Below are 21940 nucleotides of genomic sequence, written 5' to 3'. Positions count from 1 at the left end.
TTTCTCCTACTCACTAAATAAAATTTTTAAAACATCTTCTAATCCATCATCTACAATAGATTTACAAACAATATTTGCTTTAGCTTTTAATAAATCACAGGCATTTCCCATGGCAACCCCTACACGACAAAATTCAATCATTTCTAAATCGTTTTCTCCATCACCAAAAGCGTATGTGTCATCTTGATCTAAATGATAATAATCAAGAACTTTTTGAATACCTGTTGCTTTTGAAATTGTTGGTGAGTAGAATTCAAATGCATTGTCACTACCATGTTCATCAAAATTAATGACATAACCAAAATCATTTTTAATATAGTTTTCAATCTTTTCACGATCGTTATTTGTGACATTTGCTTCTATTTTAATCGCTCTTTTTAATACCTCATTACGATCAAACTTTGTTGTAAATAGATCTTTAAAATGTCCATTTTGAACAAAGAAGTTATAAAGTTCTTTATAAGAAGGATCAATGTATAAATGATTCGCTGTCGCAATCATATAATCACAATGAAGTTCTTCTAACATATTTGCTGTCTTTAAACATAACTCATAATCCATTCTATTTTCATAAATAGATTTTCCATCAATTTCTACATAACCACCATTATTTAAAACATAACCATCAAAAGTACCATCCCACCACTTTTGATCTAACATGGCTTTAGGACGTCCACTACAAATAAAGAGTTTATGTCCTTGTTCCTTTAATCTTTTTAGTTCTTTTTTTACACCTTGAGGAATTTCTTGAATACCACCATAAGACCATATTAATGTTCCATCAATATCAAAAAATAATACCTTTTGTTTCATAACGTTTCTCCTTTCATTAATTATATCACAAAGTAATAATCAATAATTTTCAAGAAAAGAAAATAGACAAATACGTAAGAAAGTACGCAAGATAATACGTATGATAGTACGTATGAAAAGGAGAAGTTAGAAATGAGTTATCAACCACTTTATACCATCACAAATCAAATATTAGCCTATGTATCTTCTATTTCTGAAAAAATAGGAAACATTTCAGCTACGCATAATTTAGAATCAAAGACCCATTTGCGAAGAAATAACCGTATTAGATCAATTCATTCGTCTTTAAAAATAGAAGCTAATTCTTTGTCTTTAGGACAAGTAAGAGATGTTATAAATGGTAAAATTGTTTTAGGTAAACAAAAAGAAATTCAAGAAGTAAAGAATGCTTTTGATGCTTATGAAAGAATAAAAGAAATAGATCCTTATGATATTGAAGAATTAAAAAAGTCTCATGGTATTATGACAAAATATGTTGTTGATATATCAGGTGAATTTCGTAATAGTGATGAAGGGTTTTTTGATGATCGAGGACGTTGTATTTTTATTGCGCCACCCCCATATCTTGTTCCTTCACTTATGGATGACTTATTTAATTGGATGCAAGATGAAAAAGATAATACGCATCCTTTAATATTAAGTTGTATATTTCATTATGAATTTGTTTTTATTCATCCCTTTTGTGATGGAAATGGAAGAATTGCAAGATTATGGCATACAACACTATTATCTAAATGGAAACCAATCTTTGAATATATTCCACTTGAAAGTCAAATAGATAAAATTTTAGATGATATTTCTAAACAAGTTAATGAAGATATTGAACAAATAGATCCTAATATAAAAAAATTACTAGATGTTATGGAAGATGATGTTTCCTATTCTAGTAATGAGCTTATGCAAAAACTTAATTTAAAAGCAAAAGAAGGATTTAGAAGAAACTATCTTCGTCCTGCGATAGATCAAAATTTGATTTATATGACAATACCGGATAAACCAAAAAGTAAAAATCAATGTTATATCAAAGTATAGTAAAAAAAGGAATCTTTCGATTCCTTAACTAGTCATCTAAAATAGAAGATCCATTAGTCGCAATAACTTCTTTATACCAATCATAAGATTTCTTTTTAGAGCGTTTATAAGTTCCATTACCATAATCATCAACATCTACATAAATAAATCCATAACGTTTAGACATTTGATTTGTAGAGTTAGATAATAAATCAATTGGTGCCCAAGTTGTATAACCCATTAATTCAACACCATCTTCTTCAATAGCTTTATACATTTGTCTAATATGTTCTCTTAAATAATCAATACGATAATCATCATTAATAGAACCATCAGCTTCCACAGTATCTTTAGCACCTAAACCATTTTCCACAATAAATAATGGTTTTCTATAACGATCATATAAATCTACACAAGAAATTCTTAAACCGATAGGATCAATTTGCCATCCCCAATCAGAACTAGGAATATGAGGGTTTTTAATAGCTGTAACAGTATTACCTGCACTCATTTCTAATCCTTTAGTATCCGCAGCAACACAACTTGATGAATAGTAAGAGAATGAAATAAAATCAACAGGATATTTTTTCATGATTTCTAAATCTTCATCTGTCATTTTAATATTAAATCCTTTATTTTTATACATTTGTAATAAGTATTTAGGATATTCACCATGAACTTGAGTATCACTATAACAATAGATTTGTCTCATTCTTTGTTGTTGTTCTAATACATCTTCTGGTTTACATGTATATGGATAATAAGTTAATTTAGTAAGCATACATCCTACTTTAGCATCAGGAATGTTTTCATGTGTAATTTTTACAGCAAGTGCACTTGCTACAAATTGATGATGCATTGCTTGATATTCTACTTCTTCAAATTCTTCAGGTTTAAATCTTGATTCAATTAAACCACCTGTCATAAATGGATGTCTAATGATTGAATCGATTTCATTAAATGTAAGCCATAATTTAACTTTATCTTTATATCTTTTAGTAATAACATCCACATAACGTGTAAAGAATTCAATGGAACGACGATCATACCAACCATTATAATCCATACAAAAAGCAAGAGGTGGTTCATAATGAGACATTGTAACTAAAGGTTGCATTCCATATTTTAAACATTCATCAAAAACAGCATCATAGAATTTTAAACCTTCTTCATTTGGTTCTAATTCATCCCCTCTAGGGAAAATACGAGACCAAGCAATAGACATTCTATAAACCTTAAATCCCATTCCTGCAAGTAAAGCAATATCTTCTTTATAATGATGATAAAAATCAATCCCATGACGTTTTGGATAGTAAACTTCATCATCAGTACTTAAAGCTTTTTCAATCATTTCATCAGAAATATCGCATAAACCATGAGTATTTAATAAATCATTCATTGATTTAGGATCAGTAAATAATTGTACATCACTACAACTTACACCTTTTCCTCCTTCTTTCCAACCACCTTCATATTGGTTAGCGGCAGTAGCACCACCCCATAAAAATCCTTCTGGAAATTGTTTCATATTATGTTCTCCTTATTTTTTATTATCAAATTCATTATATCGATATTATTGAATATTTGTTTGTTTTTTCATAATATAAAAACTAATTCTACTTATAAGAGGTGTTGTTTTCTATTTAAAATGATATGATTTGATTAAAGGAAGTGGTCATATGGATCTTATCAAAATAGGTAAATATATAGCTTTTAAAAGAAAAGAACAAGGCTTAACACAAAAACAGCTTGCTGAAAAGTTAAATATGTCTGATAAATCAGTCTCTAAATGGGAAAGAGGTATATGTTTACCGGATGTCTCTGTTTATCTAGAATTATGTAAAATACTAGATATAAGTATTAATGAGTTTCTGGCTGGCGAAGATATACCTAAAGAAACAATTGAACAAAAAGCAGAAGAAAATATTATTCAGATTACAAAAGATAATAAAAACAAACAAAAGTATCTAAAGAAAATTATAAGATTATTAATAGTTATGCTTGTTGTTTTCATATTTATTACAAGCATATTTATCTACAAAAAATTAACACAACCACAAAACTATATAGAACCTTATTTAGAAAAAAGCACAGAAATGCAAACGGCAAATATGCTTTCTAGTCGTCCAGGGAATATTTTGTTATTTCATTATAATTCAAAAAAGAATTATGATTCATTAACTATGTATTTAACCCAATATCAAAAAGGTAAAAAGATATCTGATAAAGAAATCTGTACATTTTATAATAATCCTTCAAAAGGAACAAATACCGGAAATATTGCTTTAGTAGTTGATTATGAAGCTTCTACTTTGAAGATTATAGATGCTTTTGAAGATGGGTATTATGTAGCTGAAGGTATTTCATTTTTAGAAAACATTAGTAACTATGATGTTTGGGATTATGATAAAATTGAAGAAAAAACATCTATTAAATATAGTAAAAAACAAATGTTAGTGGCATTATCTTATGGAAAAAATCATGTCACATCTCTTCCTATAAAAGGGTTAGAAACAAACAAAAAGATAAAGAATGATTATACATGTATTCTTTCAATTAAGTTTAAGTAAAAACGTCATCACTTGGATGACGTTTTAATAATCAAATTTATTTTTTTTCTTCATCACAATAAAGACAGTTATACAAATAAGAGCAGATAAAATAGAACCAAGAGCGGGTGTAAGTCCCATTGGTAGTAATGTTTCAGGGAAAAGTTTAGAAGTAATATAAGCTCCTGGAACTCTTATAAGGGCTATGGAAATTACATTATGAATAAAGGAAATAATGGAATAACCATAAGCTGTAAAGAATCCACTAAAACAAAAATGAATAGAAGCAAACATACAATCTAAAACATATCCTTTTAAATATTGACTACCATACATAATAACTGCAACTTCACTTGTAAATAACGAAAGAATTTCCTTGGAAATAAATTGACAAGTAAGCGCAAAGAAAATTCCAAATCCTAAAGCAATAAAGCATCCATAGCGTAAAGTTTGTCTTGCTCTTTGATGTTGTTTTGTTCCAACACATTGTGCACAGATTGCCGAGATGGCAGATAACATACTTGATGGTACTAAGAATAAAAAGCTAATGATTTTTTCTACAACACCAACTGCTGCGGCAATATCAACGCCACGGCTATTGGCAATAATCGTAATAATGATAAATGAAATTTGAATCAAACCATCTTGCATAGAAATAGGAAAACCAATTTTAAAGATATCTTTAATAATCTTTTTATGTAATTTAAAATGGTGTCTATGGATGACAATCAATTTTCTTTTAATAATTGCAAATAAAGCAACAATTACACTAATAAGTTGTGAAATCACTGTCCCAAATGCTGCTCCAACGGCATGCATATTGAAATAACCAATGAAAATAAAATCTAACACGATATTAAAAAAACAAGCAACTGCCACAAAATACATAGGACTTTTAGAATCCCCTAATCCTCTAAAAATAGAACTAATAATATTGTAAGCAGTAATAAAAGGAATACCGATAAAACATATTTTTAAATAAATCGTTGTTTCTTGAATTGCTTCTACAGGTGTAGACATAATAGAAACAATCGGATTAATAAAGAATAATAAAATCAAAGTAACGGTCAGAGATAAAATCATAAAGATAATGATTGTATTTCCTACAGTCATCCTTTTTTCTTCTTCTTTTCTTTCACCAACATAACGACCAATCATGACCGTTGAACCCATTGCAATTCCTACAAGCATAACAGTAATCATATGCATGACCTGACTTCCAATAGAAACCCCTGATAAAGAAGCAGCTCCATTGTATTGACCGACAATAAATAAATCAGCCATGCCATAGAATGTTTGTAAGAAATTAGCAAGTAAAAAAGGTAATGAGAAAGTAATAATATTTTTTAAGGCACTGCCTTTTGTTAAATCTTTTTGCATAACATCAACTCCTTGCTTTGTATTATATAGAATAAATGTTAAAAGATAAAACGAAAAAAAATGCTTAATCTAGCACTTTTTTTCATGTATATGTTGCAATAATAGATTTAAGTTCTCTGATTTATTTTGTTTTAAATAAACAAGATCTATTTTTTCAAGATCAGCAAAGTATTTACTAATATCCTCTAAATAGAACTGATCTCTGTTTTCTACTTCTTTTGTAGGAAGGATTGAAAAACCTCTAGATAGATTAAGTAAAAGAAGTTGTTTAGGAAATTCTTTAACGTATTCTACTTTATTAAAAGTTGTATGATAAATTTTATAAAGTTCATCTTTACATAATTGATGATAGTTTTGATCTGTTGCTTTTGTAATATAGGGAACAGATTGAATGACCTTTTCTATTGTATGATATTTATGGATCAGTTCTTTTGAACAAACAAGAGAAACGTTTTCTTTAGATAAGGTTGTTGTTTCAATTGGATTGTTTTTGTAGAAAGAGAGCATGCTTGGAGAAATTAACGCATCGAGTTGATGCGCTTTTAGGCCTTCCATCAATTCATTTTTTTCAAGATAAGAATAAGAAATAGAAAGATGTGGGTATTTCTTTTCAAAGCTTTCAAGAATTTCAAAGTCTGTAAAATCTGTTGTTTTCATGCCTATATGTAAAGTATTCGTTTGTTGAATATTTTGACATAAAGTTTGATAAGAAGCATAAATGTTTTTCATTCCTTCATAGAACTGTTTTCCTTGTTTAGTAAGAGTTAATGTTCTATGTTCTCTTATAAATAGCTGTGTTTGGAGTTCTTGTTCTAAGACAGCAATGTATTTAGACATGGTTGTTTGTCCAATATGGCAAGCGTTAGCTGCTTGCGTAAAGTTTTTATATTCAACAGCTTTAAAGAAATAATGTATTCTATTTAGATCCATATTATCACCTCTTTCATTATAACAAAAAAAAGGAGCAATGAAGCTCCTTTGCTCAATATTTATTTACGTTTGAATAATGATTTTAAACCACGAGAGATTACTTGAAAGAAACTAAGAGAACGAACCATATTATTTGGATCAACATAATTTCTAACAGCTCTTAATGTCTTTTTATTATCTCTTGTCGAAAAGATAAAGTTTCCGTTGTTTTTCGTAACAACTGCAAAACGAGGAATCCATTTTCCTTTAAACATGACACTTGCCATGATTTCTGTTACTTCAGACCAAGGAATTTGAATATAATCATTGACGTTTTTATCATTGTAATATTCAAAAGCTTCATCCCCGACTAACACTTTACCATAGTTTGCCATTCCTAAATAAGAAGTAGCATTAATTGTTAAATCGACTTTTTTATTTAATGATTGTACCATATATTCCCTCCATAAATATTGAACTTTTTAAATTACATAATTCCAGCTAAACGAGCTAAGATACCAACGATAAATAATGCAACGATAATAACGATTGGTGAAACTTTTTTCTTTAATAACCAGCAGCAAAGTAATGTAAGTAATAATGCTGCAAGACCAGGAATTAATTGATCTAAGTTTTGTTGTAAAGTAGTAACTTTAATTTTATCTAATCCAGTAGCTCCAAGGGAAGCATATTGAGATAAAGCTGATTTAATACCTTCAGCCCCACCTTTGATTTGACTCCAATCAATATAAGCACCTTCAGATTGAGTAACTCTAGAAACAACAGGAGTAAATGAAATACTTACCCAACGTTGAACTAAAGAACCGATAATGAACATACCTAAAATAGAAGCACCTTGAGTAATTTTACCTAATAAACCACCAGATAAATCTTTTGCGATAGAAGTACCAACTTTATATCCAAATTCTTGAGTATACCAAATAAATGCCATACGGATAATATTCCAAGCAAAGAAGAATAATAATGGACCAACAATACTTCCACTTAAAGCAAGAGAAGCACCTAAAGCACCTAAGATTGGTCTTAAAGTGAACCAGAATACTGGATCTCCAACCCCTGCAAGAGGTCCCATCATACCAACTTTAACCCCTTGAATAGCTTGATTATTGATTTCAGCACCATTAGCTCTTTCTTCTTCTAAGGCTAATGTAACACCCATAACTGGAGCTGAAACATAAGGATGTGTATTATAGAATTCTAGATGTCTTTTTAAAGCATCTGCTCTATCTTGTGGATCTTTGTATAATTTTTTGATAGCTGGGATAATTGAATAACACCAACCACCATTTTGCATACGTTCATAGTTCCATGATCCTTGAAGGAACTGATGACGCCAAGCAACTGATAAACGATCTTTTTTAGTTAATTGAATTTTTTCTGCCATATTTCTTTCCTCCTTCAAGATTAATAGTCATTTAAAATATCACCTAATGGATCACCAGAACCAGTAGAACCACCATTACCAGAACCACCGTTTTCTTTTAATCCTAAGTAAATTAAAGCAATAGCAACACCTAAAGCACCTAAAGCGATTAATGTTAATTGGCTTAATGCAGCTAATACGAAACCGATAGCAAAGAATGGCCAAGTTTCTTTAGTTGACATCATATTAATAACCATTGCATAACCTACAGCGGCAACCATTCCACCACCAACAGTCATACCACCTGATAACCAAGCAGGCATTTGATTTAAAACATTAGTTACTGCTTCAGCAGGAACGATACATAGTGCAGCAGCAGGAACTGCAATTCTGACACCTTGTAATAAGATACCTAAAATTTGATAGATTTCAATTTTACGGTAATCTCCTTTTTCAGCAGCACCATCCATTAAGTGAACTAATGGGATAGCGATTGTACGACAAATCATAGTTAAGAATAAACCAGCTACTGATAAAGGAATTGCAACAGCAATTGAAGTAGAGATAGCTGTTTGTGTATTAACAGTACCACCATTTAAACCTAAAACCATGATAATTGCAGAAGCAACAGAAGCTAAAGCAGCATCTGGAGCAACAGCAGCACCAACGTTTGCCCATCCTAAGGCAATCATTTGTAAAGAACCACCTAAGATAATACCTTCACTTAGATGTCCTGAAACTAAACCAATTAAAGTACACGCTACTAGTGGTTGATGGAATTGGAACTCATCTAAAATCCCTTCCATACCTGCTAATAATGCTACTAAAATAATTAACATAATAGTAATTGCAGACATTAAATTTTCCCCCTATTTCATATTTTGAAGTTCAGTCTTTGCTTTTTTAAGAAGACTGTCCATATTTTCTTTAGAATCAGCAGGTACTTTACGAACATCGAAAGTAACACCCATTTCTTTTAATTTTTCTAAAGTTTCAACATCTTTTTGATCCATAGCAATGGCTTTATTAACAACTACTTTACCAACTGAGTGAGCCATAGAACCAATATTTAATTCTTTAATATCAACGCCACCTTCAATAGCTCTTAAAGCATCTTGAGGAGTTTCAAATAACAATAAAGCTTTAGTAGCACCAAAACGAGGATCTTTAGCGACTTCAATCATCTTTTTGACTGGTACAACGTTTGCTTTAACACCTGGTGGTGCAGCTTGTTCAATCATTTGTTTACGTAATGCATCTTGAGATACTGCATCAGATACAACAATGATACGAGTTGGTTGAGTTGATTTTGTCCAAGTAGTAGCTACTTGACCATGTAATAAACGTGTATCAACACGAGCTAAGACATATTTAATATGTCCATCTCCAAGAACAGTTCCTTCAGGAATAGCCCCAGCAGGTGCTGGTTGTTCATCTTTTACTGCTTCTTCCTTTTTAGGTTCTAATTCTTCTGGACGAATGTTAACTCCGTCTCTAGCAACTTCACAGATATGAGTTGCGATTTCATGTGCGCTGTCAGTAGACATACGCATTGCATATGCTTCAATAAGCATTGGTAAATTTAACCCAGTAACGATTGCCCAATGATCTTCATGACCGTTAAGTAATAAGTTTGCTTGGTTGAAAGGAGTACCACTCCATAAATCAACTAAGAAAAGAACTTCGTCTTGATTTTCAAAAGTGGAAATAGCTTCTTCCATTTTTGCTCTTAAATCATCAGGACCTTCACTTGGTTGTAAAGTCACAGCTTTTACATCTTTTTGTTCACCGAAAATCATAGAACCAGATTGTAAAATTCCATTAGCGAATTCACCATGACTTGCAAGAATAATTCCTACCATATTTTTCCTTCCTCTCTTTAATTAACATTGAATAACAAAAAAGTAGGCCAACTATTTAAAAGAAGATACAATAAAGCTATTGCTCTTTTTTAAAATAGTTAATGCCTACTTAAAGTTACACACTATTGAATATTCAATTTAATTACAGTGGTATACTAACACCAAAAAATGTAAGCGTCAATCATTTTTTTACATTTTTATGTTCTTTCATTATTTTTTATCATACAAAAAATAATGAAAAGAATAAAATATAATATAAAACAATCACAATTTATCAATAAATAAAAAAAGGAGTGACCCCCTAATTTTGAAATGCACTTGATAAAATTCTTTCCAAATGTAAAGCAAGATAACCAACTTCTGATTCTGGTAATTCTTTATGAAGTACCTTTGATAAATTATCACACATTCTTATTGCTTGTTCATAAGCAAAAGGAAATTTATTTTTGGTAAATTCACTAATATCCATTTGCAATTGTTCATTAGTATTTAAACGAATGATTAGGAATTTAATATGATTCATTAAACGGGCATAAGAAATTGATTCAACATCAATTTTCATATTTAAATCAGTTTGTAATTTAATAATACTTTCATGAACAACACGTGCTGCTTCCATAGATTCCCCTACTTTATTAGAAGAAATTGCTGAGTGAATATGTAGAGTAATAAAACCTACTTCATCATTATTGATTTCTTTATTGATAAAGCTTTTTATGATTTCTTTTGATTTTAAAGCAACTTCATATTCATCGGGGAATAAAAGTCTAATATCATAAGTAAAGGGATTTGTAGGCATGATGTTTTCATCCATACGTTTAATCGCAAAATAAATATGATCAGCCAGTGGAATTAAAATATCATGATTGACTTGTTCAAATTTATTTGTTGCTTCTTTAATGATTTCAGCTGCGATTTCAAGATAAACAGGATTGATATAGTCAATGACTTTCTTTTGTTTATCTTTAGCTTGATAGTTCTTTTGCATCATGTATTTCTTGGCGTGAGGTGGAATTTCAAAATGTTCATTTACTTTTTTACCAAAACCAATTCCTTTTGCCATAACTATTATTTCATTATCATCTTCTTTAGCTAGAATGGTATTATTATTTAATACTTTTAAGACTTGATACATTTTGTTCACCTCTTTATTTTTAAAATCGTTTCTCCACTTTTTTTATGACCATAGTTCTTTTCTAAAGGTCCTTGACCTTTAGTGATAATCATTAAAAGACAATCATCGATGGCATTTTCTTTAATATAATTCAAATCTGCATTCCATAACAGATCTCCCTTTTTAACCTTCTGATTTATTTTAACAAGAAGTTCAAACCCTTGTCCATTTAATTTTACAGTATTAATACCAAAATGAATCAATATTTCCATACCATTTTCTAATTCAATCCCTAAAGCATGTTTTGTAGGATAAATCATAGAAATCGTTCCATCACAAGGAGCAACAACCAAACCATGTATTGGACGAATCATGAGACCATCTCCTAACAACTTATGAGCAAAGATATCATCGCAGCAATCTTCAATAGGTAAAACCTCACCATCAACTATATTTCCTATTTCTACATCCGTTGTATGATAATCAATTGTTTTTTCTTCATCATAAGAAGCAGGAACGTTATTTAAATAATCATCAATCTTTGTTTTTAAAGAAGAAGCTTTTGGACCAAAGATGATTTGAATAGCATTTCCCTGTAATAAAACAGCAGCTGCCCCTGCTTGTTTTAAAGAACCTTCGCTTACAAGACTTGGATCTTGTAAAGAAGCACGTAATCGTGTAATACAACAATCAAGGTCACTAAAGTTATATCTTCCTCCTAGCCCTTTAATAATCATTTGTACTTGGGGATCAAGTAATGATTGATCAAAAGAGTAGTCTATTTTCTTTTTATTAAAGATTGTGAGTTTATTATTATCTTCTCTACCTGGTGTTTTTAAATTATATTTTTTAATTAAATAAGTAAAAGAAAAATAATAAAGGAAGAAATACATAATTCCAAATACTACAATAAAGATCCAACGTGTCTTACTATTGCCTTGTAAAACCCCAAAAACAAGAAAATCTATTAAACCACAAGAAAAAGTAAACCCAATCGTCACCTTTAAAACATGAGCTAAAACAAAAGCCGTACCCGCTAAAAAAACATCAACGACAAATAACATAGGAGCCACAAAAATAAAAGCAAATTCAATTGGTTCAGTAATTCCTGTAAGCATACTCGTAAGGGCGGCTGATAAAAAAAGACTTCTTACAACTTTTTTAGATTCATCTTTAGCACTGCGATACATCGCTAAAGCTGCTCCTGGTAAACCAAACATCATAATCATGTATTCACCGGAGAAATATTTAGTTGCTTCAACACTAAAGTGCTTTAAATTTGGATCGGCAAGTTGAGCAAAGAAAATATTTTGGGCACCATCAATTAAAACCCCATTGACTTCCAAAGTACCACCAATAGCTGTTTGATAAAAAGGCATATAGAAAACATGATGTAAGCCAAAAGGAACAAGCGCTCTTTTAACAATTCCATAAACAAAAGTTCCCCCATAGCCACTACTGGCAATCAATTGTCCAAATTTAAAAATTCTATCTTGGAAAGTAGGCCAAATATAAAACATCAAAAATCCTACAAAAATATAAACAATGGTAGAAATAATAGGAATAAATCTTTCTCCTTCAAAGAAAGATAAAAAATCAGGTAACTGAATTTGATAAAAGCGATTATGTAAATAACTCACACCTAAACCAACAATAATTCCTCCAAATACCCCCATTTGTAAGGATACTTGCCCACATACATTTGTAAGGGTTCCTTCAACAACTTTTTTAACAATCTCATTTCCTTTAATAACTCCATCAAAAATAAGCAAACTATGAATCGTTGAATGCATCACAAAAAAAGCAATTATAGAAGATAACACTGCTACTTCTTTTGATTTCTTTGCCATTCCTAAAGCAACAGATGCTGCAAAAATCAAAGGCAGATTATCAAAAATTGTTTGCCCTACAGACATTAATAAAATCAATATATGATTTAAAGTTGTTCCTGTACCTAAAATACTCTCTAAACCAAGAGAAGCAATCGTTGCTTCGTTAGTAAGAGAACTCCCAACACCTAAAAACATTCCCGCAATTGGTAGTACAGCAATAGGTAACATAAAACTACGTCCTATTCTTTGTAAAACCCCAAAAATTTTCTTTTTCATTTTCTTCCCTTTCATTTATAAAAAAGTATAGAATTTTATACTTTAAAAACACAATTTTTCGCATTTAGTGTATCATAAAATAATCTATATGTACATTTGTATAGATGAGTTAGATTATAGATATCTTTAATGGGTAAGGTATTGTATAATATTTATATATAACTAAATTCAAGGGAGGAAAAGCATATGGAAGAGAAAAGATTGTTGAGTAAAGATGAAGTCTATTTTTTAGTATTTTTTTCTAATTTCTTTATTGGATCAATCATATTGTCAGGTAGGTATCACTTTGATCCAATACGTTCATTTTTTATATTTGCTGGAGAGGATCCCTTTCCATTTACTTTGTTTTTCATAGTGTTCTTTTGTTGTCTTTATTATCTTTTTAAAATTTTGATAAAAAAATACCCACTAAGAAATTTTATTAAGAGTAATGATGTTTAACATCAAAAAGGAGAGATATTATGGAAGAAATTAAACAACTTGTCTATAACTATGCTAAAGCAATACACACAAAAAATGAAAAAGATTTTAAAGCATTATGGTCATCTAAAGAAAATACTTTGATTTCACTTACGAATCGATTTGATGGGATTGATTCTATTTATAATGATTTTTTAATAGGTGGTATTCAAAGACTTTATGAATCAATTGATTTAATTGTAGAAGGAATAGAAATACATCAAATAGATGATAATAAAGCTATTATTATCTTTAAATATCATACTGAATGTATTAGAAGAGATACCAAAGAGCCTTATGGTATCCAAGGTTTAGAAACACAAATAGTTATTAAAGAAAACAATGAATGGAAACTTATGCATATTCATTATTCAAAGTAAAAGCTAGCGATTTGCTAGCTTATTTAAGTGCTTTTTAATTTTTAGTTTTTTATTTGATTTAATATATTTACAGTCAGCAATGATAATCATATCTTTATCAATCATATATCCAAACTCTATATTTTTTATAAAGAAATGGCGAATATTATCAGCACTTGCAATTCTTGGATACATTTTAGGAAATCTTTTTAAAGAAGATAGTATTTCTGCTATTTCTTTAGAAACAGATATTTTATTTTCTTTTAAAAATAGGAAGACACTCTGATCAATTAAGATTTTCAATCTTATAGTCCTTCTTTTTTTAATAAGTCAAGAAATTCATCTTCATTATATGCCTTTGATTTCCCTTCTTTTACAAGAGAAGCTTTATATTTTACTTTGTCTTCATATAGAATGTTTTCTTTTTCAACTTCTTTATTATAAATATCAATCATTAATTCTAAAGTTTTTGTTGGAATAAGAGATACACCATCCAAACTAGGAAAATCATTAATACTCATTTTGTTCATATTTAAGCTCCTCCGTTATTTTCATATATTTTATCATGCTTTTAAATAATATTCATTATTCAAAACATTCATTTAGATCTTTTTATTGTATTGGAGTTAATGTTCCACCATTAGATAAGGTAATAGTTTGTCCATTTAACCAACTATTAGCAGAAGCATCATAATAAATTGTATAACCATGATCTTCAATTAAAGATAAATCATTGTTTTCTAAAGTTAAAGTAGTAACATAACTATCCCCAGTAACGACCCATTTAGAAGAACTATCTAAAGATAAGTTAACTTCTTTAGCGTTGTTTTCACTATTGATTGTACTTGTAAGAGTTGAACCTTTTAAAATAAATGAAGCGGTAGAAATATTATCAACACTGATATTTCCATTTAATATTTGATTTGTCGCATTCAATATTAAGTTTCCACCATTACTTCCTTGACTACCCCATTCACCATCATTTCCAGAAACAGTAACTAATTGATTACTTCCATAATTTAATTTTGTATTTTCTAAGTTAATCACTGCATCTGTATTCGTAATAAAAAACATAGGCGATGTTTCATAGATTTTTGATTTTTTTGAAATGGTAAGTGTTGAATCAGTCGCGCTGAATGTTCCAGTTCCTTCACTAGCATCTCCAGACATACTTTGATAAATCATGACACCACAATTATCAATACCGTCATCCACACGACCTATACCATAACTTGTAAGTTTTGTGTTATTTAAAGTAATGCTGTTTTTACCTTCGATAACCGCACATGAAGAATTAGTTGCCATTCCTTTAGAATCAGAAACAGAAATTGTACCTGTTGAATAAACACAAGGTGAACCTTTTCCATTTGTATTTAAAATTGAATTTTTAACAGTAACGGTTCCTTCGCCACGATCAGTAGCAACGGCAGCACAGTGTTGACCACTTGTAGTAATAGTTACTTTATTAGCGTTAATAGTTCCACCATAAGTCGCATCTAAACCACGAGATGAATCTCCTGTTGTGGTAATTTTTGTATTACTTACATTGAGTGTTGCATTTTCTCCGGTAGAGAAAATAGCATTAGCACCTGTGGCACTTGTTTTAATTGTAGTATCTTTAATCGTTGCTTCACTTCCTTTTTGAACAAGGACAGCAGCATTTAAACCATAAAATTCACTGTTTTCAGTATTTGAAGAATCACCTGATTTAGAAATTGTTAAACCTGTTGCATTCAATGAACCGCCATCGTTTACAACAATGGCGGATTCATCTGAAGAAGTAGCTGATAATGTTTTATTTGATAATTCTTGACTATCAGAAACATCAACAACACCTTCAGTTGTTATTTGAGATGTATTGTTTGTTGCTGATGAATTATTGAATAATAAAGCATTGCTTGATAACACAAGAGCACAAACAAGTAAAATTGTTCCTACAACATTGGCAACAGCATAGATAGCTGTAGGTTTAGCTCCATAAAATGTTTCAACAAGTATTTTACTTCCGAACTTACTCATAATTAAATAAGTTATTGCAAGCATAAAAACTAAAACACTGATAGTAATAATGACAATTTGCAGAGCAGTTAATGATTGACTTGATGAAGTCATTTCTTGATTTATTTGACCAGGTTGATTGTTGTTTTGTTGATTTTTTCCTGGCATAGTTGGTTGACTATTACTTTGTCCTGAGGCACCTTGTTGATTATTAGGTGCTTGTCCATTAGAATTTTCATTTGTTTGATCATTTGAATCTTGGTTTTGTGAATTTGATTGATCATTGCTACTTTGGTTATTTTGAGATGAATCTTGTTGATTAGACTCATTATTTTGACTATTTTCTCCTTTATTAGGCATTGAAGGAGGTGTTTCTCCTGCTTGTTGCATCATAGATGAAGTATTATGGTTTTTAGCATAATACAGAGTTCCTGAAATCGAACCTAAGGAAACGATAATACAAATTACACTGATTATAACGGATAATTTCTTTTTCATGTCTATCTCCTCCTGACACCTATATAGTACCCATTCTTTAACATATAAGAGTGTGAGTAGTGTGTAAAAATATGGTAAACTCACACACAATTTTGGGATATGAAAAAGATAGAGTTAAGCGCTTACATGTGTTACTATATATCTAGGAGGATTTTTTATGGGAAAATTGGATAATAAAGTGGCAATTATTACAGGAGGAAATGCTGGCGTAGGTAAAGAAATCGCTAAATTGTTTGCAAGTGAAGGAGCAAAAGTTGTTATTTCAGCAAGACGTCAACAAGTCTTAGAAGAAGCAGCAAAAGAAATTGAAGCAGCAGGAGGAACTGTTTTATGTGTTCCTACTGATATTTCTAAAGTGGATGATGTTAAAAACTTAGTAAGTAAAACAGTTGAAACTTTTGGTCAATTAGATATTTTAATTAATAATGCAGGTGTTTTAGATAAAGGATTAAATGCGATTGATCAAATTGATTATGATGATTTAAATAGAGTTATTGATATTAATCAAAAAGGAACAATGTATTGTATGTCAGAAGCTTTAAAAGTGATGAAAAGTGGAGCTTCTATTGTTAATATCTCAAGTGTTGCTGGACAATATGGTGCTGGTGGTGCTGTTTATGTATCTACTAAAGCAGCAATTATTGGGGTAACAAAACATGCAGCAATGCGTTTTGCTAAAGAAAAAATTAGATGTAATGTTATCTGTCCAGGAAGTATTACAACAGATATGGCAGCAGGATTAACACCTGATACAATGGATATGAAAATGATGGGTGCTATGTCAGCTCATAGTGATTTAACACTTCAACCTTGTAGTCCTTTAGATGTTGCAAAAGTAGCACTTTTCTTAGCAAGTGATGATGCAGCACCACTTACAGGACAAGTTGTTGTAAGTGATTATGGAGTAGATTTATAATATGTGAAACCGCACAATGTGCGGTTTTTAATTGATTTGGTTTTTAATCATTGTATGAATGTTCTCCTCATGTCTAAAGACAGGGGATTATTGTTACCTGCCAACATTGTTGGCAGACCAGTTCATTTCTGATAGGTTGTAGTGCAAGATAGGGGTATGCCATTACCCTTCCTAGAGCAGAATACAAGTTAGTGTATCTATAATTAATTTCATAATAGCAACATTACTTACCTTTTGATCATTAAATACGACTTCTTTATCCGCCGTATTTTTCATGATTAATTGTAATTCTAACTTCTTTTTTCCTTATCTTCTATCAATTCAATATGTCCTTTTCCCATAATATTTTGATATTTCATAGAATATTGACAAGATGTTCTTCTTTCAACAAAATATATTAAATCGAGTTTCTTTCCTACTTTTGCAACATGAATGTTTATTATTATAAGTATAACAATAATTTAAATGAACAAAACACTGCCTTGATCTATAAAACCTAAACGGCAACATTAATTATTTTCAATGATTTCTTTTATTTAAATCTGTAATTTCTCGTTCTGTTCGTCGCATAACTATGCTCCAAAATGATCTTTTTTAAAATGTTTATAATAAATAATAAAGAGAAAGGAAGTTGTAAACCAAGTGATTGGATAAGAAATAACCACACCTTTTAATGTTGGATAATGAGGAGAAATAAAGGTTACCCAAGCAACACGCAAAACACAAATACCAATACAGACAAGAAGCATTGGTTTAAAAGATTCCCCACAACCTCTCATTGTTCCAGAAAAAATTTCTACACAACAGTAAGAAAAATAGAAAGGCATTAAAAAGAGTATTAAACTTTGACATTGATTAATGATGGCTGGATCAGATGAAAAGAGTTTTGTAATATAACTTCCCCCAAAACATAAGATCACACTTAAAGAAACTGCCATTGTTAAGGCAATCGCTAAAGCTGTTTTCGCTCCTTTTTGAATACGATCATAAAGATGAGCACCATAGTTTTGTCCTACAAAAGTTGTAATTGCGGCACCAATGGCTGCCATAGCCATCCAAAATAAAGCATCAATCTTTACATAGACTGACCAAGAAGCAATGGTTTGAGTTCCAAAAGCATTAATATGTGTTTGTAAGACGATATTAGCGATACTATACATTGTTGATTGAATTCCAGCAGGAGCACCAATTTTAACAATTTTCTTTAATACAGGTAAATGAAATTTAATTTTTGATAATGTAAGTTGATAAACATCTTTAGAAAACATCAATTGAAGTGTGACTAAAATAGCACATACTGTTTGGGCAATAAATGTTGCAATCGCTGCCCCAGCAATACCTTTATGTAAAATAACAACTAAAACAAAATCAAAAACAACATTAACAATACTACAAATAATTAAATAATAAAGTGGTCTTTTACTATCTCCTACAGCTCTTAAAATTCCTGAACCAATATTATAAATAGCTCCGGGAATCATCCCTAAAAAGTAAAGTCTCATATAAAGACTGGCATCATTTAAAATATCATGAGGAACACCTATTGCATCTAAACATTGATAAGAAAAGAATAAACCAAAAAGCATCATGATAATTCCACTAACAATAGCAAGCATATATGAAGTATGGACTGCTTGATGTATCTTATCTTTATTATGAGCTCCATAATATTGAGCAATAACAACAGAAGCTCCAGTTGATAAACCAACATAGAAGTTAACAACTAAGTTTGTCAAATTCCCTGTTGAACCAACAGCAGCAAGAGCATTTGTCCCACAAGCTTGACCAACAATAATGGTATCAACGGTATTATACAGTTGTTGAAAAAAGCTCCCAATTAATATTGGAAAAAAGAAAAAAAGTAATTGTTTCCAAATAACTCCCTTAGTAAAATCTTGTGTTTTATTCATAGATTCCCCTCCTATAATAAAAAACACCAAAAGGTGCATCACTTGGAATAATGGTATCACATAATTTTTGACAAAACAACCAAAGAAGAAACATCAAAAAGTTAAATAAAGTTCATATTTCTTCTTTATGATAATACACGAAAGGAGAGACAAGAACTTACTTAAACAAAACTTAATTATAAACTTCCCTTTTTAAAAAAGATAATAATAGATAAAAAAACAGATTCTCCCCCTCCCTTTTGAATCTGTTTTTTTGTGTATAATAAATACCTTTTATATAAACAACATTCATTGATTATGGTACAATAATTAAAAGAACATTTTGAATATGAAAGTAAATTAAAATGAAAGAATTTTTGTATGTATAAAATATTAAAAAGATACAAAAATCGCAAATTCTAATGACTATAATAGGAGATGTTAATAAGAAAAAATGATGAAGTTAGAGTTTTAAACATGATATTATTTTAAAGATGGGAGAAGAAAGTATGAGTAAAAAAACAGTTCAAAAAAGTAAGAAAAGAACAACAAGAGCCAATAAAAAAAGAACAACGGGTGTAAAGGCCAATACGGTTGTTAAATCGGCACCAGTTACCAGTGAAAAGGTAACTGAAGTCAAACCAGTAGAAGTACCAAAAAAAGTTGATACTGTTGAATCAACACCAAAGACAACTGTTCAACCAAAAGAAACAAGTGAAAAAGTTGTTGCTGCTGAATCAGCACCAGCTGTAAAAACAGCGCCTGCTAAGAAAGCGACTACTAAAAAGGCTACAGCTGCTAAATCAACAACAGCTACAAGTAAAAAGACAGCTACTGCAAAATCAGAAACCACAACTGAAAAAGTTGCTACCAAAACAACATCAACAAAAAAAACAGCTTCTACTAAGAAAGCAACTACTAAAAAGACAACAACTGCTAAATCAACAACAGCTACAAGAAAAAAAACAACTACTGCTAAACCAAAATCTGTAAAAAGTGAAACACCTGTTGAGCCTAAACCAACAGAAGTTATTCAAGAAGTTCCTGTTGAAAAATCACAACCAATTGATTTAGGACCTCGTAGAAGTGTTGCTTTTATTGGTTCAGAATGTTATCCATTTGTAAAAACGGGTGGATTAGGGGATGTTATGTCAGCTCTTCCAAAGAGTTTAGCTAAATTAAATATGGATGTTAAAGTTATTATTCCTAGATATAAATGTATTCCTCAAAAGTTCCAAGAAAAGATGGAATATAAAGGATCATTTTATATGGATCTATGTGCAGATGGAAAACAATATTATGTAGGTATTATGGAATATCAAGAAGATGGTGTTGTTTATGATTTTATCGATAATGATGAATTCTTCTCATGGGGAAATCCATATACGAATCTTATTGATGATATTCCTAAGTTCTGTTATTTTAGTAAAGCAGCTCTTGCGGCACTTAATTATTTAAATTGGACACCGGATATTGTACATTGTCATGATTGGCAAGCAGCTTTAGTTCCTCTTTATTTAAGAACAAGCTTTAAAGATACAAATGTAGGACGTGCAGGTGCTGTTCTTACAATTCATAACTTAAGATTCCAAGGTATCTATGATCGAAAAACAATTCAATATTGGTCAGATCTTCCTGATTATGTCTTCAATAAAGATTGTATGACACAAAATTGGTTAGATGCGAATATGTTAAAAGGTGGTATCACTTATTGTAATAAATTAACAACGGTAAGTAATACGTATGCTGGAGAAATTCAAACAGAAGAGTATGGTGAAGGTCTTGAAGAACATTTAAGATATCATAGTAGTAAGATTTTAGGAATTGTTAATGGTATTGACACAGATATTTGGAATCCAGCAACAGATAAACTTTTAGCTGCTCAATATGATAGCCAATCTGTTATCAAGAATAAAAAAGCGAATAAAAAAGCACTTCAAGAATCCTTAGGATTAGAAGTTGATGATCATAAAATTGTTATTGGACTTATTTCGCGTCTTACAAATCAAAAAGGCCTTGATCTTGTTAATGATGTTATTCCAAGTATTATGGATGAACATACACAAGTTGTTGTTTTAGGTACAGGGGATGCGATGTATGAAGATGCTTTCCGTTATTATGAAAATAAATATAAAGGAAACTTCTGTGCATATATTGCTTACAATGAAAATGTCGCTCACAATATTTATGCAGGATGCGATGCATTATTAGTACCATCAAGATTTGAACCTTGTGGACTTACACAACTTATTAGTATGAGATATGGTTCTATCCCAATTGTAAGAGAAACAGGTGGACTTAAAGATACTGTTCAACCTTATAATCTATTTGATAATACAGGTAATGGCTTTACCTTTGATCGTTATGAAAGTGGACTTCTTTATGATGCAATTAATCGTGCTAAAACACTTTATTTTGAAAATAGAAAATCTTGGGATGAAATGGTTGTTCGCGATATGAATAAAGATGTCTCTTGGCAACAAAGTGCAAAACAATACAAAGATATGTATGTGGAATTAACACCAAAATATTAAAGCAATTTAAAAATGCAATGTTATTTAACGTTGCATTTTTTTATCCCATAATTTTTGACAAAACAAACAAGAAAGAAACATGAAAAAGTTAAATAAAATTCATAAAACTTATCTATGATAATACACGAAAGGAGGAACAAGAACTTACTTAAACTCA

General features: G+C 30.4%; 19 protein-coding genes. 5 read left to right on the top strand and 14 right to left on the bottom strand.

The genetic code is table 11. From position 1 onward, the window contains the following. Nucleotides 1–6: 6 nt before the first annotated feature. On the bottom strand, nt 7–813 hold the full coding sequence (locus OCV55_RS06775) for an HAD family hydrolase (RefSeq protein WP_147580180.1): 807 nt from the start codon (nt 811–813) through the stop codon (nt 7–9). 132 nt (nt 814–945) lie between these two features. On the opposite strand from OCV55_RS06775, the gene OCV55_RS06770 reads away from it, so the two are divergent. Next, complete coding sequence (locus OCV55_RS06770) at nt 946–1845, top strand: Fic family protein (protein ID WP_147580179.1); 900 nt, start codon at nt 946–948, stop codon at nt 1843–1845. 28 nt (nt 1846–1873) lie between these two features. On the opposite strand, the gene OCV55_RS06765 is transcribed toward OCV55_RS06770, so the two are convergent. Continuing rightward, complete coding sequence (locus OCV55_RS06765; RefSeq protein ID WP_117809840.1) at nt 1874–3352, bottom strand: 6-phospho-beta-glucosidase; 1479 nt, start codon at nt 3350–3352, stop codon at nt 1874–1876. Between the two features lie 151 nt (nt 3353–3503). Between OCV55_RS06765 and OCV55_RS06760 the strand changes: the two genes are divergently transcribed. Beyond that, entirely contained in the window at nt 3504–4394 is an 891-nt protein-coding gene (locus OCV55_RS06760; protein WP_147580178.1) for a helix-turn-helix domain-containing protein, read from the top strand. A 24-nt stretch (nt 4395–4418) separates the two neighbouring features. Here the strand turns inward: OCV55_RS06760 and OCV55_RS06755 are convergent, their stop codons facing one another. The 8 genes from OCV55_RS06755 to OCV55_RS06720 form a co-directional block, all read right to left on the bottom strand. After that, nucleotides 4419–5753 carry an MATE family efflux transporter gene (locus OCV55_RS06755; RefSeq protein ID WP_147580177.1) on the bottom strand — a complete coding sequence of 445 codons (1335 nt, stop codon included), beginning with the start codon at nt 5751–5753 and terminating at the stop codon, nt 4419–4421. A 69-nt stretch (nt 5754–5822) separates the two neighbouring features. Further along, the gene (locus tag OCV55_RS06750) at nt 5823–6683 is read right to left on the bottom strand and encodes a LysR family transcriptional regulator (RefSeq protein WP_147580176.1); all 861 of its coding nucleotides are present in this window, start codon (nt 6681–6683) and stop codon (nt 5823–5825) included. 59 nt (nt 6684–6742) lie between these two features. Beyond that, the gene (locus OCV55_RS06745) at nt 6743–7117 is read right to left on the bottom strand and encodes a DUF956 family protein (RefSeq protein ID WP_022002075.1); all 375 of its coding nucleotides are present in this window, start codon (nt 7115–7117) and stop codon (nt 6743–6745) included. A 32-nt stretch (nt 7118–7149) separates the two neighbouring features. Beyond that, the gene (locus OCV55_RS06740) at nt 7150–8067 is read right to left on the bottom strand and encodes a PTS system mannose/fructose/sorbose family transporter subunit IID (RefSeq protein ID WP_147580175.1); all 918 of its coding nucleotides are present in this window, start codon (nt 8065–8067) and stop codon (nt 7150–7152) included. Between the two features lie 20 nt (nt 8068–8087). Beyond that, complete coding sequence (locus OCV55_RS06735; RefSeq protein ID WP_147580174.1) at nt 8088–8903, bottom strand: PTS mannose/fructose/sorbose transporter subunit IIC; 816 nt, start codon at nt 8901–8903, stop codon at nt 8088–8090. A gap of 12 nt (nt 8904–8915) precedes the next feature. Further along, nucleotides 8916–9908: a PTS sugar transporter subunit IIB gene (locus tag OCV55_RS06730; protein WP_032091072.1), complete on the bottom strand. Its 993-nt coding sequence runs from the start codon at nt 9906–9908 to the stop codon at nt 8916–8918. Between the two features lie 301 nt (nt 9909–10209). After that, on the bottom strand, nt 10210–11043 hold the full coding sequence (locus OCV55_RS06725; protein ID WP_147580173.1) for a PRD domain-containing protein: 834 nt from the start codon (nt 11041–11043) through the stop codon (nt 10210–10212). Nucleotides 11044–11048: 5 nt separating this feature from the next. Further along, nucleotides 11049–13130 (bottom strand): PTS transporter subunit IIABC, encoded by a 2082-nt coding sequence (locus tag OCV55_RS06720; protein ID WP_147580172.1) that lies wholly within the window; start codon nt 13128–13130, stop codon nt 11049–11051. A gap of 461 nt (nt 13131–13591) precedes the next feature. Between OCV55_RS06720 and OCV55_RS06715 the strand changes: the two genes are divergently transcribed. After that, nucleotides 13592–13969 carry a hypothetical protein gene (locus tag OCV55_RS06715; protein ID WP_147580171.1) on the top strand — a complete coding sequence of 126 codons (378 nt, stop codon included), beginning with the start codon at nt 13592–13594 and terminating at the stop codon, nt 13967–13969. A gap of 3 nt (nt 13970–13972) precedes the next feature. Here the strand turns inward: OCV55_RS06715 and OCV55_RS06710 are convergent, their stop codons facing one another. The 3 genes from OCV55_RS06710 to OCV55_RS06700 all read right to left on the bottom strand — a co-directional run bounded on the left by OCV55_RS06710 (nt 13973) and on the right by OCV55_RS06700 (nt 16444). After that, complete coding sequence (locus tag OCV55_RS06710) at nt 13973–14251, bottom strand: hypothetical protein (RefSeq protein WP_147580170.1); 279 nt, start codon at nt 14249–14251, stop codon at nt 13973–13975. Between the two features lie 2 nt (nt 14252–14253). Next, nucleotides 14254–14478 (bottom strand): hypothetical protein, encoded by a 225-nt coding sequence (locus tag OCV55_RS06705; protein ID WP_117787719.1) that lies wholly within the window; start codon nt 14476–14478, stop codon nt 14254–14256. An 82-nt stretch (nt 14479–14560) separates the two neighbouring features. Further along, the gene (locus tag OCV55_RS06700; RefSeq protein ID WP_147580169.1) at nt 14561–16444 is read right to left on the bottom strand and encodes a hypothetical protein; all 1884 of its coding nucleotides are present in this window, start codon (nt 16442–16444) and stop codon (nt 14561–14563) included. A 157-nt stretch (nt 16445–16601) separates the two neighbouring features. Between OCV55_RS06700 and OCV55_RS06695 the strand changes: the two genes are divergently transcribed. Then, nucleotides 16602–17360 (top strand): SDR family NAD(P)-dependent oxidoreductase, encoded by a 759-nt coding sequence (locus OCV55_RS06695; RefSeq protein ID WP_022002084.1) that lies wholly within the window; start codon nt 16602–16604, stop codon nt 17358–17360. A gap of 572 nt (nt 17361–17932) precedes the next feature. Here OCV55_RS06695 and OCV55_RS06690 read toward each other — a convergent pair. Further along, nucleotides 17933–19270: an MATE family efflux transporter gene (locus OCV55_RS06690; RefSeq protein ID WP_147580168.1), complete on the bottom strand. Its 1338-nt coding sequence runs from the start codon at nt 19268–19270 to the stop codon at nt 17933–17935. Nucleotides 19271–19758: 488 nt separating this feature from the next. Between OCV55_RS06690 and OCV55_RS06685 the strand changes: the two genes are divergently transcribed. Beyond that, nucleotides 19759–21783, top strand: a complete 2025-nt coding sequence (locus tag OCV55_RS06685; RefSeq protein ID WP_147580167.1) for a glycogen synthase — start codon at nt 19759–19761, stop codon at nt 21781–21783. Nucleotides 21784–21940 lie beyond the last annotated feature (157 nt).

Origin of the sequence: [Clostridium] ammoniilyticum, from assembly GCF_025566905.1 — a bacterium.
GTDB lineage: Bacteria > Bacillota_I > Bacilli_A > Erysipelotrichales > Coprobacillaceae > Faecalibacillus > Faecalibacillus intestinalis.
This window is presented reverse-complemented; position numbering and strand designations above follow the sequence as displayed.

Bases quoted from the DNA above. Each gene is read 5' to 3' on its own strand.
- OCV55_RS06735 (WP_147580174.1), bottom strand. From the start codon at position 8,903: ATGTCTGCAATTACTATTATGTTAATTATTTTAGTAGCATTATTAGCA.
- OCV55_RS06700 (WP_147580169.1), bottom strand. From the start codon at position 16,444: ATGAAAAAGAAATTATCCGTTATAATCAGTGTAATTTGTATTATCGTT.
- OCV55_RS06725 (WP_147580173.1), bottom strand. From the start codon at position 11,043: ATGTATCAAGTCTTAAAAGTATTAAATAATAATACCATTCTAGCTAAA.
- OCV55_RS06760 (WP_147580178.1), top strand. From the start codon at position 3,504: ATGGATCTTATCAAAATAGGTAAATATATAGCTTTTAAAAGAAAAGAA.
- OCV55_RS06745 (WP_022002075.1), bottom strand. From the start codon at position 7,117: ATGGTACAATCATTAAATAAAAAAGTCGATTTAACAATTAATGCTACT.
- OCV55_RS06690 (WP_147580168.1), bottom strand. From the start codon at position 19,270: ATGAATAAAACACAAGATTTTACTAAGGGAGTTATTTGGAAACAATTA.
- OCV55_RS06685 (WP_147580167.1), top strand. From the start codon at position 19,759: ATGAGTAAAAAAACAGTTCAAAAAAGTAAGAAAAGAACAACAAGAGCC.
- OCV55_RS06705 (WP_117787719.1), bottom strand. From the start codon at position 14,478: ATGAACAAAATGAGTATTAATGATTTTCCTAGTTTGGATGGTGTATCT.
- OCV55_RS06765 (WP_117809840.1), bottom strand. From the start codon at position 3,352: ATGAAACAATTTCCAGAAGGATTTTTATGGGGTGGTGCTACTGCCGCT.
- OCV55_RS06730 (WP_032091072.1), bottom strand. From the start codon at position 9,908: ATGGTAGGAATTATTCTTGCAAGTCATGGTGAATTCGCTAATGGAATT.
- OCV55_RS06770 (WP_147580179.1), top strand. From the start codon at position 946: ATGAGTTATCAACCACTTTATACCATCACAAATCAAATATTAGCCTAT.
- OCV55_RS06695 (WP_022002084.1), top strand. From the start codon at position 16,602: ATGGGAAAATTGGATAATAAAGTGGCAATTATTACAGGAGGAAATGCT.
- OCV55_RS06755 (WP_147580177.1), bottom strand. From the start codon at position 5,753: ATGCAAAAAGATTTAACAAAAGGCAGTGCCTTAAAAAATATTATTACT.
- OCV55_RS06720 (WP_147580172.1), bottom strand. From the start codon at position 13,130: ATGAAAAAGAAAATTTTTGGGGTTTTACAAAGAATAGGACGTAGTTTT.
- OCV55_RS06750 (WP_147580176.1), bottom strand. From the start codon at position 6,683: ATGGATCTAAATAGAATACATTATTTCTTTAAAGCTGTTGAATATAAA.
- OCV55_RS06715 (WP_147580171.1), top strand. From the start codon at position 13,592: ATGGAAGAAATTAAACAACTTGTCTATAACTATGCTAAAGCAATACAC.
- OCV55_RS06740 (WP_147580175.1), bottom strand. From the start codon at position 8,067: ATGGCAGAAAAAATTCAATTAACTAAAAAAGATCGTTTATCAGTTGCT.
- OCV55_RS06775 (WP_147580180.1), bottom strand. From the start codon at position 813: ATGAAACAAAAGGTATTATTTTTTGATATTGATGGAACATTAATATGG.